Source organism: Micromonospora mangrovicola (genome assembly GCF_047200535.1).
Lineage (GTDB): Bacteria > Actinomycetota > Actinomycetes > Mycobacteriales > Micromonosporaceae > Micromonospora.
Genome location: NZ_JBJZOG010000053.1, coordinates 31,585 through 47,523, shown reverse-complemented (window position 1 = coordinate 47,523; position 15,939 = coordinate 31,585). Strand labels below are relative to the sequence as shown.

The window sequence follows — 15,939 nt, the reverse complement described above, 5'->3', positions numbered from 1 at the left end:
CCCGGGACCGGTCAGGCCAGGGTGATCTGTTCCCCGGTGACCTTGATGTTCTTCGACGGCAGCGGCCTGGTGGCCGGGCCCTGCTTGACCGAGCCGTCGGCGATCGAGAACCGGCTGCCGTGGCAGGTGCAGTTGATGGTGCCGCCGTCGACGTTCGACACCGGGCAGCCCTGGTGGGTGCAGATCGGGTCGAAGCCCTTGAACTCGCCGGCCGCCGGCTGGGTGATCACCACACCCTTGCTGGCGAACACCGCACCGCCACCGACCGGGATGTCGGTGGTCCGGGCCAGCGGGCCAGTGCTGTCCCGGTTGCCGCCCTCGGCGTCGCCGGCGCCGGTCGCGCCGGGGCCGCCGCTGGTCGGCGCGGAGTTGCCCGGGCCCTGGTCGTCGTCGCTGCCGCAGGCGGCCAGCACGATCGCCGCGCCGACCGCGCCAGCGCCCGCGAGCAGGGTCCGGCGGGTCCGCGTACCCGGCTCGGTCAACTCCTGGTCATCACTCATGTCCGGCCTTTCTCTCGGCTGCCGCCGCCTGTCATGATCTACGGTCACACTGGTGGACACGCAACACTGTTCCGTACGGTTCATACTGACGCGTCACGAAATGGGTATGTAAAACGGGCGGGTCGGTGTCCCGGCCCGCCCGTCGTACGCCCGGGTCAGCGTGCCCCGGCGGGAACCTTGCGGCTGCTCCGCGACCGGGTGGTGCCGTTGGCCTTGGCGGCCCGCGAGGTGGCGGCGGCGGCCCCCTTCGCCTCCCCGTCGAGCTTGAGCATCGGCCGCAGGAACTGGCCGGTGTGGCTCTCGGGCACCTCCGCGACCTCCTCCGGGGTGCCGGTCGCCAGGACCGTGCCGCCCCGGTGGCCGCCCTCCGGACCCATGTCGATGATCCAGTCGGCCGTCTTGATCACGTCGAGGTTGTGCTCGATGGTGATCACGGTGTTGCCCTTGTCGACCAGCCCTTCGAGCACCATCAGCAGCTTGCGGATGTCCTCGAAGTGCAGGCCGGTGGTGGGCTCGTCGAGCACGTAGACCGTCCGCCCGGTGGAGCGCTTCTGCAGCTCGGAGGCGAGCTTGACGCGCTGCGCCTCGCCACCGGACAGGGTCGGGGCGGGCTGGCCCAGCCGGACGTACCCGAGGCCGACGTCGACCAGGGTCTTGAGGTGGCGGTGGATGGCCGGGATGGCGGAGAAGAACTCGGCCGTCTCCTCGATCGGCATGTCCAGCACCTCGGCGACCGTCTTGCCCTTGTAGTGCACCTCCAGGGTCTCCCGGTTGTACCGGGCGCCCTTGCACACCTCGCACGGGACGTAGACGTCCGGGAGGAAGTTCATCTCGATCTTGATGGTGCCGTCGCCGGAGCACGCCTCACAGCGCCCGCCCTTGACGTTGAACGAGAACCGGCCGGGACCGTACCCCCGGACCTTGGCCTCGGTGGTCTCGGCGAAGAGCTTGCGGATGTGGTCCCACACCCCGGTGTAGGTGGCCGGGTTCGACCGCGGGGTACGCCCGATCGGCGACTGGTCGACGCCGACGACCTTGTCGACGTGCTCCAGTCCGCCGATCCGGGTGTGCCGGCCGGGGACCAGCCGGGCGCCGTTGATCTGGTTGGCCAGCACCGTGTAGAGGATGTCGTTGACCAGCGTCGACTTGCCGGAGCCGCTGACCCCGGTGACCGCGATGAGCTGGCCGAGCGGGAAGCTCACGGTGAGGTTGCGCAGGTTGTGCTCGCGCGCGCCGTGCACCACCAGCTCCCGGCCGGGGGTCTGCGGCCGCCGGCCAGCCGGCGTCGGGATGGCCTTGCGCCCCGCCAGGTACGCCCCGGTGACCGACTCGGTGTTCTCCAGCAGGGCGGGCACCGAGCCGCTGTGCACGATCCGGCCGCCGTGCTCGCCCGCGCCCGGGCCGATGTCGACGATCCAGTCGGCGACCCGGATGGTGTCCTCGTCGTGCTCGACCACGATCAGTGTGTTGCCCAGCCCGCGCAGCCGCAGCAGGGTCTCGATCAGCCGGTGGTTGTCCCGCTGGTGCAGGCCGATGGACGGCTCGTCGAGCACATACAGGACGCCCACCAGGCCGGAGCCGATCTGCGTGGCGAGCCGGATGCGCTGCGCCTCGCCGCCGGAGAGGGTGCCCGCCGGGCGGTCCAGGGAGAGGTAGTCCAGCCCGACGTCGAGCAGGAACTTCAGCCGGGCGTTGATCTCCTTGAGTACCCGCTCGGCGATCATCTTCTGCCGGTCGGTCAGCTCGATGCCGGCGAGCAGGTCGGCCGCCTCGCCGACGGAGAGGTTGCAGACCTCGGCGATGCTCTTGCCGGCCAGGGTGACGGCGAGCACCTCGGGCTTGAGCCGGGCGCCGCCGCAGGCCGCGCAGGGCACGTCCCGCATGTAGCCCTCGTACTTGTCCCGCGACCACTCCGACTCGGTGTCCGAGTGCCGCCGCTCGATCCACTGCACCACGCCCTCGAAGCCGGTGTAGTAGGAGCGCTCGCGGCCGTACTTGTTGCGGTAGCGGACGTGCACCTGGTCGTCGGAGCCGTGCAGGATCGTCTTCTGCGCCCGCGACGGCAGCTTGCGCCACGGGGTGTCGAGATCGAAGTGCTCGGCCTCGCCGAGCGCCTCCAGCAGGCGCAGGAAGTATTCCAGGTTGTGGCCGGTGGCCCAGGGCTGGATGGCGCCCTCGCGCAGGGTGCGCTCCGGGTCCGGGATGACCAGCTCCGGGTCGACCTCCTTCTTCGTGCCCAGGCCGGTGCACTCGGGGCAGGCGCCGTACGGGGCGTTGAAGGAGAAGACCCGGGGCTCCAGGTCCTCGATCGCGAGGGGGTGGTCGTTCGGGCAGGCCAGGTGCTCCGAGTAGCGGCGCTCGCGGCCCGGGTCGTCCTCGGGCAGGTCGACGAAGTCCAGCAGCACCAGGCCGCTGGAAAGGCCCAGCGCCGCCTCGACCGAGTCGGTCAGCCGCTGCTTGGCGCTGGGCTTGACGCTGAGCCGGTCGATGACGACCTCGATGGTGTGCTTCTCCTGCTTCTTGAGCTTCGGCGGCTCGGTCAGCGGGTGCACCACGCCGTCGACCCGGGCGCGGGCGTAGCCCTTGGCCTGGAGCTCGGCGAACAGGTCGACGTACTCGCCCTTTCGCCCGCGCACCACCGGCGCGAGCACCATGAACCGGGTGCCCTCGGCCATGGCGAGGACCCGGTCGACGATCTGCTGCGGGCTCTGCCGGGAGATCCGCTCCCCGCAGATCGGGCAGTGCGGCTCGCCGATGCGGGCGAAGAGCAGGCGGAGGTAGTCGTAGACCTCGGTGATCGTGCCGACCGTCGAGCGCGGGTTGCGCGAGGTGGACTTCTGGTCGATGGAGACCGCCGGGCTGAGGCCCTCGATGAAGTCGACGTCGGGCTTGTCCATCTGGCCGAGGAACTGCCGGGCGTACGACGACAGCGACTCGACGTAGCGCCGCTGTCCCTCGGCGAAGATGGTGTCGAAGGCCAGGCTCGACTTGCCCGACCCGGAGAGCCCGGTGAAGACGATCAGGGCGTCCCGGGGCAGGTCGAGACTGACGTCACGCAGGTTGTGCTCGCGCGCGCCACGGATGATCAGTCGGTCGGCCACGTGCCTGTGCTCCCGGAAGACGAAATGTGAGGCGGATCTGTCCGCTCGGAGCGTGGTCTGAGCGGCTTTTTGAGGGTTGTCGAGGCGCGCAGAACACGCCGGGGCAACTCTAGCCCTGAGGTACGACAAACTCCGTCGCGCACACATTCCCCCAGCTCAGCACGGTCGGGCGGAACGCGTCGCGCCCCGCCCGACCGTCTCGCACCGGCGTGGTCAGAATCCCCCGGGACCGGGCGGTGGCGTCGGACGCGCGGTCCGCCGCCGCTGCCCCCGCCAGCTCCCCCGCCGCTGGGCGGCGAGCCGGGTCTCCCGGCGGCGGCTCTCGTACGCCACCTCCCGCTGGAGCCGGCGCCAGTTCTCCCAGCGCCGGACCGGCAGCTCGCCGCTCTCCAGCGCCTCGCGCACCGCGCAGGCCGGCTCGGCGTCGTGCGCGCAGTCGGCGTACCGGCAACCGGTGGCGAGCTCGGCGATGTCGGCGAAGGCCCGGTCCAGGCCGGCCGAGCCGTCCAGCAGACCGACCGCCCGGACCCCGGGGGTGTCCAGCACCGCGCCACCGCCCGGGATCGGCACCAGCGCCCGCCAGGTGGTGGTGTGCCGCCCCTTGCCGTCCACCCGCCGGATCGCCTGGGTACGCATCACCTCCGCCCCGGCGAGCGCGTTGGTCAGGCTCGACTTGCCCGCGCCGGAGGGCCCGAGCAGGCCGAGGGTGCGCCCGGGCGCGACGTGCCGACGCAGCGGATCCAGCCCGGTGCCCCGCTCGGCACTGACCGGCAGCACGGGCACCCCGGGGGCGAGCGCGGCGAGCTGCCGGGCGATCGCCTCCGGGTCGGCGGCCAGGTCCGCCTTGGTGAGCACGATCAGCGGTTCGGCGCCGGACTCGTGGGCCAGGGAGAGCAGCCGCTCGATCCGGGCCGCGTCCGGCTCGGGGTGGACCGGTTCCACCACCGCGGCGGCGTCGAGGTTGGCGGCGAGCACCTGGCCGCTGGCGTCCTTGCCGGCGGTCCGGCGCACCAGCGCGGTGCGCCGGGGCAGCACCGCCTCGACGGTGACCGGCCCGTCCGGCCAGCTCGCCAGCAGCACCCAGTCGCCGGCGCAGGGCAGCGCGGTCAGGTCGCGGGCGGCAGCGGCCAGCACCGCGCCGCCCAGGGTGGCGCGGATCGGCCCCTCCGTACGGAGGACGGTGCAGATCCCGCGATCGACGCGGGCCACCCGGCCCGGTCGGTGATCGGTACGTCGTCGTAGTTGTGCCGCCCGATCGGCGTCCCAGCCGAGGGCGGTCAGGTCGATGGTCATGGTGTCCTCATCGGTGTCGAGGGGGTTCATGGCGGAACACGCGTGCTACGACCGGCATGCTCACCACCTCCGCTCCGACTTCCGGTGCCGCGTTCGAGGCCGACGGTAGGGGGCGCGCCGACGCGCCGAAAGCGATTTCCCCGGCGACGCGGCGGCACGGTACCGCTAGGGTCGGTTCGTGAGCGCGAGGAGTGAGCCGATCCTGCGAGCCCCGCAGCCGCGAACCGAGGTGGCACCGTGAGCGCGAGGAGTGAGCCGATCCTGCGAGCCCCGCAGCCGCGGCCGGGATGGCGCCGTGACGAGTGATCCGCTGTTGCTGACCGGCGCGGTCGACGACGCCATGGCCCAACTCCTGGGTACCGTGGCCGGCTTCGGGGCCGCGGAAGTGGCCGGCCCGTCGCTGCTGCCGGGCTGGACCCGGGGGCACGTGCTCACCCACCTGGCCCGCAATGCCGACGGCTTCGTTAACCTGCTCACCGCCGCCCGCACCGGCGAGCCGATCCCGATGTACGCCAGCCCGGAGGCCCGGGCCGCCGACATCGAAGCCGGTGCCGACCGCGGCCCGGCTGACCTCCTCGACGACCTGCGCCGCAGCTCGGAGCGGTTCGCGGCGGCGGTCGAGGCGATGCCGGTGGAGGCCTGGGCGGCCACCGTCCAGGCTCGGCGTGGCCCGTGGCCGGCCGCGACCCTGGTCTGGGGCCGGCTGCGGGAGATCGAGGTGCACCACGTCGACCTCGCCGCCGGCTACCGCCCGGCCGGCTGGCCGGAGGCGTTCGCCCAGCGGCTGCTGCACGAGGTGGCGACCGGGCTCGCCGACAACCCGGACGCACCCGCCATGGTGCTGCGCTTCGACGGGGTCCGGCACGAACTCGTCGTGGGCGACCCCGAGGGGGCGCCCATGGTCACCGGCTCCGCGCCGGAACTCGCCGCCTGGCTGATCGGCCGCAGCGGGGGCGAGGTGCTCACGGTCACCCCCGACGGTCCGCTGCCCACCCCACCGGAATGGATATAGAAGTCTCATGACCTACACCGGAGACGTCACGCCCGGCGGTGCGCCGGACGTCCGCGACCTCGACCGGCTCACCATCACCAAGGTGTCGGTGGGTCCGATGGACAACAACGCCTACCTGCTGCGCTGCCGCACGACCGGCGAGCAGGTGTTGATCGACGCCGCGAACGAGGCGCCCCGGCTGCTCGACCTGATCGGCGAGGGCGGGCTGGCCGCGGTGGTCACCACCCACCGGCACATGGACCACTGGGTGGCCTTGGAGGAGGTGGTCGCCAAGACCGGCGCCCGCCCGCTGGTGCACGCCGACGACGCCGAGGGGCTGCCGATCGACGTTGAGCCGCTGCACGAGGGGGACACCGTCAAGGTCGGGGACTGCGCCCTGGAGGTGATCCACCTCAGGGGACACACGCCGGGCTCGATAGCGCTGCTCCACCGCGACCCGTCCGGCGTACCGCACCTGTTCACCGGCGACTCGCTCTTCCCCGGCGGGGTGGGCAACACGCACCAGGACCCGGAGCGGTTCACGCAACTCGTCGACGACGTCGAGCAGAAGCTCTTCGACCGGCTGCCCGACGAGACCTGGTTCTACCCGGGGCACGGCAAGGACAGCACCCTGGGCGCCGAGCGCCCCGCGTTGCCGCAGTGGCGGGCCCGCGGCTGGTGACCTCCTGGCTCGCCGGGCGCGCGACCACCGGTCCACGCCCGGCGAGGCGGAGCTCAGCCCGAGGTGTCGGGCGCGGTCAGCGCCCGCAGCCGGCGCCGCGTGCCGACCAGCACGGGCGCGGCCAGCAGCAGCCCCACCGCCATGGTGAGCAGTGCCGGGCTGGGCGCCCCGGGCAGCAGGGCGGTCAACGCCCGGGCCGCGGTGCCGAGGACCACGTAGAGGCCGGCCCAGAGCGTCGCCCCGACCGCCGCCGCGGCGAGGAACCTCCGGTACGACATGCGCAGGCCGCCCGCGGCCAGCGGCAGCAGCGCGTTGAGCACCGGTAGGAACGGCGCGACCAGCACCATCCGCCCGCCGCCGCGGCGCAGTATCGCCTCCGCCGCGGCCCACCGTGATTCGCCGATCCAACCGCCGAGCCGGCTACCCCGCAGCGACGCGCCCCAGCGCCGGCCGGCCAGGAAGCTCAGCGACCATCCGGCCAGACAGCCGGACACCACCGCCGCCACGGCGGCGATCCCGGTCGCCGGCCGGCCCGTCGCGACCACCGCGAGGACCGCGGCGTCGCCGGGCACCAGCACCCCGAGCAGGGGTACGGCGTCGGCGAGCATGACCACACCGAGCACCGCCATGAGGCAGGCGGTGGGCAGCTCGCCGACCTGAGCCAGCAGATCCGTCATGGTGCGTACGCTACGGTTGCCGGCTCGCCGGACGCATCGGGCTCGATCCCCTATCCGACCCTGATCGTGTCTAGGGGTGGGCCCTCACCCGGCGGTCGCTCAGCGTGGACGCAGCACGTGGACCCGGCGTACCGGGGAGTCGACGGAGGGCTCGGTGGTGGGCACCGGGTAGCTGGCCACCACCTCCAGCCGGTCGGGTGGCAGGTGTCCCCGGTCCGGGTCGCCGACCAGCACCTCGACGCCCCGCTCGACGGCCCGTTGCAGGAACGGCAGCACCCGCCCGGCCAGTTCGGCGTCGTAGAGGACGTCCCCGGCCACCAGCAGGTCGGCGCTGACCGTGCCGTCGAGCAGGTCGCCGCCGGTGGCCGCCACGGTCACCCGGTTGGCCCGCGCGTTGACCGTGACCGCGGCGACGGCGTACGGGTCGACGTCGTTGGCGGCCACCCGGTCGGCCCCGGCGAGCGCGGCGGCGATGGCCACCAGCCCGGACCCGCTGGCCAGGTCGAGCACCTGCCGGCCGGCGGCCAGCTCGGGGTGGTCCAGCAGGTGACGGGCGAGCGCCTGGCCGCCGGCCCAGACCGAGGCCCAGTACGGCGGCGGCAGGGACCGGCCGGCCGCGGCCTCCATCCGGGCCCACCAGAGGATCGCGTCCTCGGCCAGGTGCAGCCGCACCTCGGGCACGAACGGCGTGGCGACCAGCCGGAGCCGGTCCGGCCCCCCGCCGGGCTCGGCGATCTCCTGCTCCAGGTCGGACAGCGCCGTGTATCCCCTCACCGGCGCAAGCATGCCCCGCTCCGGCCCGACCCGGGGCCTTTTTACCGGTCAGCAGTATTCGAGAGGGCACGACGGCACTTCCGGCAGCAGATCCCGGTTCGGCCGGTTACTGTCGGGAAGGTACAGGGCGATCATCGGCCGCAGCCGGTGCTCACCCGCTTTGAACAGGGAGAGACGCATGGCAACCGGCACGGTCAAATGGTTCAACTCTGAAAAGGGCTTCGGCTTCATCGAGCAGGACGGCGGGGGGCCGGACGTGTTCGTCCACTACTCGGCGATCCAGACGGGTGGCTACCGCGAGCTGAACGAGGGCCAGAAGGTCGAGTTCGAGGTGACCCAGGGGCAGAAGGGCCCGCAGGCGGACAACGTCCGTCCGATGTAGCTCCGTGCCGGCGACGGCGGTCGGGACCCGACCGCCGTCGCAGTGCATCCTCAGGCCGCCGTCGCCGGCAGGTCGCGCCGCCGCCGCAGCGGCCCGACCAGCAGGATCAGCGGGCTGAGCGCCAGCCAGGCGGTCATCAGGCGGATCGCCCCGGCCGGCCCCCACGCGGCACCCAGTGCCCCGGCCGCCACCGCCGCGACGGGGATGGTGCCGTAGTTCAGCAGTTGCATGCTCACCGTCACCCGCCCGAGCAGCCGGAGTGGGGTGTACGTCTGCCGGAAGCTGCCCTTGATCACGTTTCCCACGGCGACCCCGAAGCTGACCAGGGCCCCGCCGAGCACCAGCCAGGCCACCCGCGAACCCGGACCGGCGAGCGGGATGAGCAGGGCGGGCGGCCCGGTGAGCAGGGCGGCGAGCAGGAGCGCCCGGGCGGTGCCGAGGCGACGGGCCAGCACGGTGGCCAGGCCCGCGCCGACGAGCCCACCCACACTGGCCAGTCCGATCAGCAGGCCGACCAGGCCGGCCGGCAGCTGCGCCGACCTGACCAGGAAGACCACCAGGACCGCCTGGTAGCCGCTGAGTCCGATGTTGCTGGCCGCCCCGAACACGGTCAGCACCCGCAGGTACGGGTCCCGGACCACGAACCGCAGCCCGTCGAGGACCTCGCGGCGCAGCGAGACGGGTCCGTCGGGAGGGCCCGGCCGGGGTTCGGCGGCCCGGATACGGCCGAGGCACAGGGCGGAGACCAGGAAGCTGAGCGCGTCGACCAGCACCGCGGTCACCGCACCGGCGAGCTGGGCGATCAGGCCGGCGAGCCCCGGGCCGACGAGGTAGCTGGCGGTCTCCGTGGCGTGCAGCTTCGCGTTCCCCTCGGGCACCTCCTCGGGCCGTAGCAGGACCGGCAGGTACACCTGGTGGGCGGTCTCGAAGAAGACCCGGGCCAGGCCGGCGCCGAGCGCCACGACCAGGAGCTGGCCGACGGTGAGCAGGCCGAGCAGGGCGGTGGCCGGGACGCTGAGGAACAGCGCCGCGCTGACCAGGTCGCAGGCGATCATCACGGGGCGACGGCGGACCCGGTCGACCCAGGCGCCGGCGGGCAGGCCGACCAGCAACCAGGGCAGCCAGGCGGCGGCGGTGAGCACCGCGACCTGGAAGGTGCTCGCGTCGAGCGCGGCCACCGCGACCAGGGGCAGCGCCACGGCGGTCACGTTGCTGCCGACCGCGCTGACCGTCTGTCCGACCCAGAGCAGCCGGAAGTCGCGGTGCCGGAGCAGGCCGCCACGCCGCGCGGGCGCGGGCGTGCGGGCCAGCGTGGTCACGGCTGCGCCGGGACGCCGTGGGCGAACAGGAACACCGGCTCGCGCCGGTGCCCGTCGTCCGGCACGGCGCGGTCCGCCCAGCGGGCGAACAGCTCGATCACCTCGTGGCCGAGCTGTTCCAGCTCCTCCGGGGTGAGGTGCAGCCACTTGTCGGTGCTGAACGGCCCCTCGCCCCAGGCCGCGTGGGCGTCGTCGCCGGCGGCGTGCCAGGCGCGGACCAGGGCGACATGCCGGTCCAGGTTGAGCGAGCTGGCGGCGTCGGCCACGGCCCGACCGGCGGGATCGCTGTCGAAGTCCGCGTTGGACCAGCGCACCCCGCGGTCGCGCAGCCGCCACCACCGCTCCCGGCGGTCCCGGGCCAGGTCGGGCGCCTCCGCCACCAGATCGGCGGCGGCCAGCATCTTGAGGTGGTGGCTGACGTTGGCCGGGGCCTGGCCGGTCCGCTCGGCGAGCAGCCCGACGGTGGCCGGGCCGTACACCTTGAGGACGTCCATGAGGCGGCGGCGCAACGGGTGGGCGAGCGCCGCGAGGACGCGGGAGTCGGTGACGTGTCGGACGTCGCGGTCGGTCATGCCGACAGCCTGACATTCGCAAGAAGCCTTGCGCAATAGTATTTGCGAATTCCTCGGGTCGGCCGGGCGGCGCCGCCCGGACACCGCCCGGCCGACCCGGTCAGGCCACCATCCGCCGGGCGATCTCGTCGGCGACGTCCTTCGCGATCTGCGGCGGGATCGCCCCGGCGATCGCCTCGGGGGTGAGCACCGCCAGCACCGCCGGCGCCACCTGCGCGGCGACCTCCTGCTCGTTGACAAGGTCCTTGGCCGCCAGCGCGGCGATGTCGGCGCGCAGGGCGGCGAGCTGCCCGCCGAGGCTGGTCAGGGTCGGGTGGGTGACCGGCTTCGCGTCCGGCATGTCGTCCTTGCCGACGGCCAGGCGCAGATACAGCATGCCGACCGTCTCCCGGCCGTCGGGCCTGGTCAGCATGGTCTCGATGTGCTTGAGCCGCGCGTCCTGCTCCGGCGTCATGTCGGCCTCCTCGATCAGTCCGATGGTGGTCAGGTAGCGGCGGAACAGCGGCGTCTGGTCGCGGCCCACCTTGGTCGAGTCGCGGAAGAAGCTGAAGTGGGTGTGCGTGAGGTGGCTGGAGTCGCCCGAGGTGCGCTTGCCCAGCCGGTCCCACCGCTTCACGGTCTTCCCGTCGGGGCTGTAGATGATCTCCCGGATGTCCCGGGTGTCGGCGGCGCCGGCGGCGCACTGCGCGACGAACCAGACCGAGAAGGTACGCAGGTCATGGGTCCGGCCACCGGAGACGACGCTGAACATGCCGACGTCCAGCGCGGACGCGTTGAGCGTCAGCCCGGAGGAGTCCCGGGTCGACTCCACCACCGAGTAGTCGTGCGCCACCACCCGGTCCGAGCCGCAGTGGTAGCCACCGAGGTGGTTGGCGTCGCCGACGATGCCGACCTCGCCGGGCTCGAGATCCGAGGCCCTGACGGTGTTCTTGTCGACGTTGAGATGGGTGAGCAACAGGCTGCGGACGGCCAACAGGTTCTGCGGGGCGGTCGTCATGCGTTCCCCTTTCGACGCTTCGCAACCGGACGCGGCCGTCACGACACGTAAGGGGATGCGATGCGGGACCGTCCCCGGCCGAGACGGTGCACAGCGCCGGGCACTTGCCCCGAGCGTATCCGCCATGCCGAAGGATCGCCCAGCTCAGAGGCACTATCTGGAACTATGGGGCGGCTGTGGACGGTGGCGGCAGCACCGGGAGCACAATGACCGAAGGGTGGCCCGGGTCGTGCAGCACCTCACGCCATCCGGCACGCAGAGTCACCGCGGTGCCGAGCGGTTCACCGGTGCCCGGGTTGCGGGCGTACCGCGGGTGGGCGCCACCGGAGACCTGGACACGCAGCCGGTGGCCGGGCGCGAAGCGGTGGGCTGCGGGCCAGAGGGTGACCGGGACCCGGACCACGCCGGCCGCGTCCGCGTCGAACCGGCCGGGCGCCACCCGGACCAGCCCGTCGCAGACGTTCCACGACCGGCCGCGGCGGTCCACGTCGCAGAGTCGTACGAACACGTCCAGGTAGGACAGCTCACTGCGGACGTGGATCTCGGCGTGTACCGGGCCGACCACCTCCACCGGCGCGTCCAGCGGGGCGCTGGTGTACGTCAGCACGTCCGGCCGCGCCTCCACCGGCCGGTTGTCCACCGCCCCGGCCCGCTGGGCGACCAGGAGCGGGCCACCCAGCGACGGCGTGGGATCGGCGGGGTCGTACCAGATCCGGTCGGGCCGGGCGCCGGCCGGCGGGGCCGGGTCGAGTGCCCGCCCGGCGTGCAGGTGCCACCGGGTCGGCACGGCCGGCGGCGGCCAGTCGGGCAGGTCCCGCCAGCCGCCACCCGTGCCGCCGACGTGCGCGCGAACGGGGGCGCGGCGGCGCGCCGGGCGGCCGGCGAGATGCTCGTCGAGCCAGTCGAGGCCCTCCCGCAGGGCGGCCACGAGGAGCCCGGGGCTGCCGTGGGTCCACGGGCCGACGGTGAGCCGGGGCCGCGCGCCGGCCGCCCGCAGCCGGGCGTAGTCGTCTAGCTGGGCGGGGAGGAAGATGTCCTGCCACCCGCCGACCATCGTCACCGGGGCGCGCACCTCGGTGATCCGGTCGCCGAAGCACCGCAGCCGCCAGTAGTCGGCGTCCGGGGTGTGGTGCCGCAGCCACTCCTGGAAGAACGGCACGGTCACGCCGGTGGCGATCCGGTCCGCCTCGGCGAGCGGCAGGTGGGCCAGCGCCCGGACCAGCCTCGGCTGCCCGCGCTTGAGCTCCCACTGCCGGGCCAGCCACGGGACCGCCTGCGCCTGGAGCAGTTCGGTCCAGGTGAGCACGGTGTCCAGGGCGAACGACTCCCCCGCATAGGTCGAGTCGCGGGTGGCCGAGGCGGTCACCACCGCCACCATCGCGCGCAGCTCGTCGGCCGCCTCGGCGGCCACCGCCCACTGCACGAAGCCCTGGTAGCTGGCGCCGAACATGCCGAACGCCCCGGACCACCAGGGCTGCCGGCGCAGCCAGTCCAGGGCGTCCAGGCCGTCGTCGCGTTCGTGCACCAGCGGGGCGAACTCCCCGCCGGAGCCGTACGTGCCCCGGCAGGACTGGATCACCACGTGGAAGCCGCGCTCGGCGAGCAGCCGCCCGAGCAGCCGCATCGGCCCACCCCGCCCGTACGGTGTGCGGATCAGCACGGTGGGCGCGTCCGGCAGGTCGGGGGCGTAGTGGTCGGTGCGGAGCGGGACGCCGTCGCGAACCCGGACCGCGATGTCGCGGGTCACCGTGATCCGCCGGGCACGGGCGGCGGGCAGGCGCAGCGCCGCGCCGGCGAGCCGGGTGACGAAGCGGTCCACGGGTTCAGTCCGCGACGGGTCCGGGGGTGCCGGGCTCCGCGGTCCCGCGCCTAGCCGGCTCGCCGCGGGCCGCGCGGACGGCGTCCCGGTGCTCCCGCATGGACACCACCATGTCGGTCATGAACCGGTGCACGATCTCGAGCTCCTCGTCGGTGTACCGGGCCATCACGTCGTCGGTGCGCCGGCCGAGCGGGGCGAAGAAGCTGCGGGCCAGCTCGGCGCCCCGGTCGGCGTAGTGCAGGAAGACCTTGCGCCGGTCGGCGGTGTCCCGGTCGCGCCGGATGTGGCCGGCCCGCTCGAGGCGGTCGATGAGCGCGGTCACCGATCCGGATGAGAGGTTCAGCCGCTCCCCCAGCCGGCCCGGGGTGATCGGATCACCGATCAGCTCGGCGTCCATCACGGCGATCAGCGCGTGCAGGTCGGTGGCGTTGAGCCCGTGCAGGCCGGCGAACGCGTGCCCGATGTGCTGCGCGTCCACCGAGTAGCGACGCAGGTCGTTGGTGATGTCCGCGATCATCTGTCCGCGTCGGTCGTCCCGCCGCCGGTACATGCCGTGCGCTGCCACGTCTCGTCGATGCCCCCTGTGCGAGTTGTCCGGTTGCAGCATAGAGCCTCCGTCGATAATCTCGACCGTCGAGATACTCGTCTGCCGAGAATAACCCCCGCTACGACCACCTGAGGGCCACCCATGTCACTGTTCACCCGCGTCGCCCGGGGCCGGCTGGCCGCCTGGCTCACCGTGGCCGCCGCGCTCGTCGTCGGCGCCGTCGTGTTCGGGCTACCCGAGCCCGCCAACCCCGACCCCGTCTCCGCCACCGGCCTCTCCGTCGAATGGCAGTCCACCCAGGTGGAGCGCCTGCAGGAGCAGCTGCCATCCAGCGGTGTCGAACCCGCTGTGGTCGTGGTCAGCCGTGCCGACCAGGCGCCGCTGAGCACGGCCGACCGGTCCGCCCTGGAGGGCGCGTCCGGCGCGCTGAGCCGGCTCGCCGCCGGCGGCAGGGTCGCCCCGGCCCAGGTCTCCCCCGACGGCACCGTCGCGCTGGTCGCCGTACCGCTGTCCACCGCCGGTGGCCAGCAGGCCGTGGTCGACGAGGTCGCCCAGGTCCGGGCCGCGCTGGCCGACCTGCCCGACGCGCTGACCGTGCAGGTGACCGGCGCGCCGGCCTTCACCGCCGACCTCACCAAGGTGTTCGAGGGCGCCGACGTCACCCTGCTCGCTGTCACCGCCGCCGTGGTGGCGCTGCTGCTCCTGGTCACCTACCGCAGCCCGTTCCTGTGGGTCGTGCCGCTGCTCGTGGTCGCCGCGACCGAGCAGGTCACCCTGCGCGCCGTCGACACCATCGTTCCGGCGCTCGGCATCCACCTCCAGGACGGCCAGGTCACCGGCATCGCCAGCGTCCTCGTCTTCGGCGCGGCCACCGACTACGCCCTGCTGTTGATCGCCCGCTACCGCGAGGAGCTGCGCCGCGAGGAGGACCGGTTCACCGCGATGAGCGCGGCCCTGCGCCGGACCGCCGAGCCGATCCTGGCCAGCGGCTCCACCGTCGTCCTCGGCGTGCTCACCCTGCTGCTGTCCGAGCAGGAGACCAACCGGGCGCTCGCGGTGGCCTGCGCCGCCGGCGTCGTGTTCGCCATGCTCTCCGCGCTCTACGTGCTCCCCGCCGCGCTGGTGCTCTTCGGCCGAGGGCTGTTCTGGCCGTTCGTACCCCGGCTCGGCGCACCGGCGCGGGAGGGCCGGCTCTGGGGTCGGCTGGGCGCGGCGGTGATCCGCCGACCGGCGCCGGTCGCGGCGCTGGCCACGCTGCTCCTCGCCGGTCTGGCCCTGGGCGGTCTGGGAATCCGCACCGGGCTGTCGGAGACCGAGCAGTTCCGGGAGAAGCCGGAGGCGGTGGCCGGGGCGGAGACCCTCGCCCGGGCCTTCCCGGCCGGGACCACCCAGCCGGTGGCCGTGCTCACCAACCCGGACACGGCGCAGGCCGTCACCGCCGCCGCCGGAGCGGTCGACGGGGTCGCCTCGGCCCGGCCCGGCCCGGCCGGCGAGCGGGTCGCCCAGGTCGACGTCGTGCTCACGGCCGAACCGGGCACCGCTGCGGCCGACCGCGCCGTCGCGGCCCTGCGGGACGCCGTCGCCGCGGTGCCGGACTCCGCGCCGCCCGCGGTCGCCGGCGCCGACGCCCCGCGGGGCGCGGTGGTCGGCGGCACGGTCGCCGCCAGCTACGACGCCGAGCGGGCGAACACGAGGGACCTGTGGCTGATCCTGCCGATCATCCTGCTGCTCGTCGGGGCGGTGCTGGTGCTGCTGCTGCGCGGCCTGGTCGCCCCGGTCCTGCTGGTGCTCACCGTGATCGCGTCGTTCTTCGCCAGCCTCGGCGCGGCCTGGCTCCTCTTCGACCACGTGCTGGACTTCCCGGCGCTGGACAGCGGTGTACTGCTGCTCGCCTTCGTGTTCCTGGTGGCCCTCGGCGTGGACTACAACATCTTCCTGGTCACCCGGGCCCGGGAGGACGCCCGCGGCAGCGGCACCCGGCAGGGCATGCTCTCCGCGCTGCGGGTCACCGGTGGGGTCATCACCAGCGCCGGGGTGCTGCTCGCGGCGGTCTTCGCCGTGCTCGGCGTGCTCCCGCTGATCACCCTCACCCAGATCGGGATCATCGTCTGCGTCGGCGTGCTGCTGGACACCCTGCTGGTCCGCACGGTGCTGGTGCCGGCGCTGGCGTTCGTGCTCGGCGACCTGTTCTGGTGGCCGGGCCGGATCCGGCGCGAGCCGGACGTCGCGGTTCGGCGGCGCTCGGCGACCGCCGAGCCGGTCAACGCCCGCGACTGAGCCGACCG

The 15,939-nt window shown here is 73.6% G+C and carries 14 protein-coding genes; 4 read left to right on the top strand and 10 right to left on the bottom strand.

Annotation, left to right across the window (positions count from 1 at the left end; translation table 11 throughout):
• Nucleotides 1-11: 11 nt before the first annotated feature.
• From ACL02O_RS20890 to rsgA, 3 genes are all read right to left on the bottom strand, one after another.
• Nucleotides 12-500, bottom strand: coding sequence for a Rieske (2Fe-2S) protein (locus ACL02O_RS20890; RefSeq protein WP_412819798.1), 489 nt, complete (start codon nt 498-500; stop codon nt 12-14).
• A 155-nt stretch (nt 501-655) separates the two neighbouring features.
• Nucleotides 656-3,601, bottom strand: coding sequence for an excinuclease ABC subunit UvrA (gene uvrA / locus ACL02O_RS20885; RefSeq protein ID WP_412819797.1), 2,946 nt, complete (start codon nt 3,599-3,601; stop codon nt 656-658).
• 213 nt (nt 3,602-3,814) lie between these two features.
• A complete protein-coding gene (gene rsgA / locus ACL02O_RS20880) occupies nt 3,815-4,894 on the bottom strand; it encodes a ribosome small subunit-dependent GTPase A (RefSeq protein ID WP_412819800.1) in 1,080 nt (359 codons plus the stop codon).
• 295 nt (nt 4,895-5,189) lie between these two features.
• Between rsgA and ACL02O_RS20875 the strand changes: the two genes are divergently transcribed.
• Both ACL02O_RS20875 and ACL02O_RS20870 read left to right on the top strand, forming a co-directional pair.
• Nucleotides 5,190-5,906 carry a maleylpyruvate isomerase family mycothiol-dependent enzyme gene (locus ACL02O_RS20875; RefSeq protein WP_412819796.1) on the top strand — a complete coding sequence of 239 codons (717 nt, stop codon included), beginning with the start codon at nt 5,190-5,192 and terminating at the stop codon, nt 5,904-5,906.
• Between the two features lie 7 nt (nt 5,907-5,913).
• Entirely contained in the window at nt 5,914-6,567 is a 654-nt protein-coding gene (locus ACL02O_RS20870) for an MBL fold metallo-hydrolase (RefSeq protein WP_412819795.1), read from the top strand.
• A 53-nt stretch (nt 6,568-6,620) separates the two neighbouring features.
• Here the strand turns inward: ACL02O_RS20870 and ACL02O_RS20865 are convergent, their stop codons facing one another.
• Together ACL02O_RS20865 and ACL02O_RS20860 are read right to left on the bottom strand one after the other, a co-directional pair.
• Nucleotides 6,621-7,244, bottom strand: a complete 624-nt coding sequence (locus ACL02O_RS20865; RefSeq protein WP_412819794.1) for a DedA family protein — start codon at nt 7,242-7,244, stop codon at nt 6,621-6,623.
• Nucleotides 7,245-7,343: 99 nt separating this feature from the next.
• Nucleotides 7,344-8,030: a class I SAM-dependent methyltransferase gene (locus ACL02O_RS20860; RefSeq protein ID WP_412819793.1), complete on the bottom strand. Its 687-nt coding sequence runs from the start codon at nt 8,028-8,030 to the stop codon at nt 7,344-7,346.
• 166 nt (nt 8,031-8,196) lie between these two features.
• On the opposite strand from ACL02O_RS20860, the gene ACL02O_RS20855 reads away from it, so the two are divergent.
• Nucleotides 8,197-8,400 carry a cold-shock protein gene (locus tag ACL02O_RS20855; protein ID WP_412819792.1) on the top strand — a complete coding sequence of 68 codons (204 nt, stop codon included), beginning with the start codon at nt 8,197-8,199 and terminating at the stop codon, nt 8,398-8,400.
• A gap of 50 nt (nt 8,401-8,450) precedes the next feature.
• Here ACL02O_RS20855 and ACL02O_RS20850 read toward each other — a convergent pair whose 3' ends face one another.
• From ACL02O_RS20850 to ACL02O_RS20830, 5 genes are all read right to left on the bottom strand, one after another.
• Nucleotides 8,451-9,719, bottom strand: a complete 1,269-nt coding sequence (locus ACL02O_RS20850; RefSeq protein ID WP_412819791.1) for an MFS transporter — start codon at nt 9,717-9,719, stop codon at nt 8,451-8,453.
• Nucleotides 9,716-10,291 carry an ArsR/SmtB family transcription factor gene (locus tag ACL02O_RS20845; protein WP_412819790.1) on the bottom strand — a complete coding sequence of 192 codons (576 nt, stop codon included), beginning with the start codon at nt 10,289-10,291 and terminating at the stop codon, nt 9,716-9,718. The genes ACL02O_RS20850 and ACL02O_RS20845 overlap by 4 nt, the downstream gene beginning before the upstream one ends.
• Before the next feature lie 100 nt (nt 10,292-10,391).
• Nucleotides 10,392-11,288: a hypothetical protein gene (locus ACL02O_RS20840; RefSeq protein ID WP_412819789.1), complete on the bottom strand. Its 897-nt coding sequence runs from the start codon at nt 11,286-11,288 to the stop codon at nt 10,392-10,394.
• Nucleotides 11,289-11,451: 163 nt separating this feature from the next.
• The gene (locus ACL02O_RS20835; protein WP_412819788.1) at nt 11,452-13,107 is read right to left on the bottom strand and encodes a CocE/NonD family hydrolase; all 1,656 of its coding nucleotides are present in this window, start codon (nt 13,105-13,107) and stop codon (nt 11,452-11,454) included.
• Nucleotides 13,108-13,111: 4 nt separating this feature from the next.
• On the bottom strand, nt 13,112-13,657 hold the full coding sequence (locus ACL02O_RS20830) for a MarR family transcriptional regulator (protein WP_412819799.1): 546 nt from the start codon (nt 13,655-13,657) through the stop codon (nt 13,112-13,114).
• Between the two features lie 138 nt (nt 13,658-13,795).
• Between ACL02O_RS20830 and ACL02O_RS20825 the strand changes: the two genes are divergently transcribed.
• Nucleotides 13,796-15,931 carry an MMPL family transporter gene (locus ACL02O_RS20825; RefSeq protein WP_412819787.1) on the top strand — a complete coding sequence of 712 codons (2,136 nt, stop codon included), beginning with the start codon at nt 13,796-13,798 and terminating at the stop codon, nt 15,929-15,931.
• The last annotated feature ends 8 nt before the right edge of the window (nt 15,932-15,939 follow it).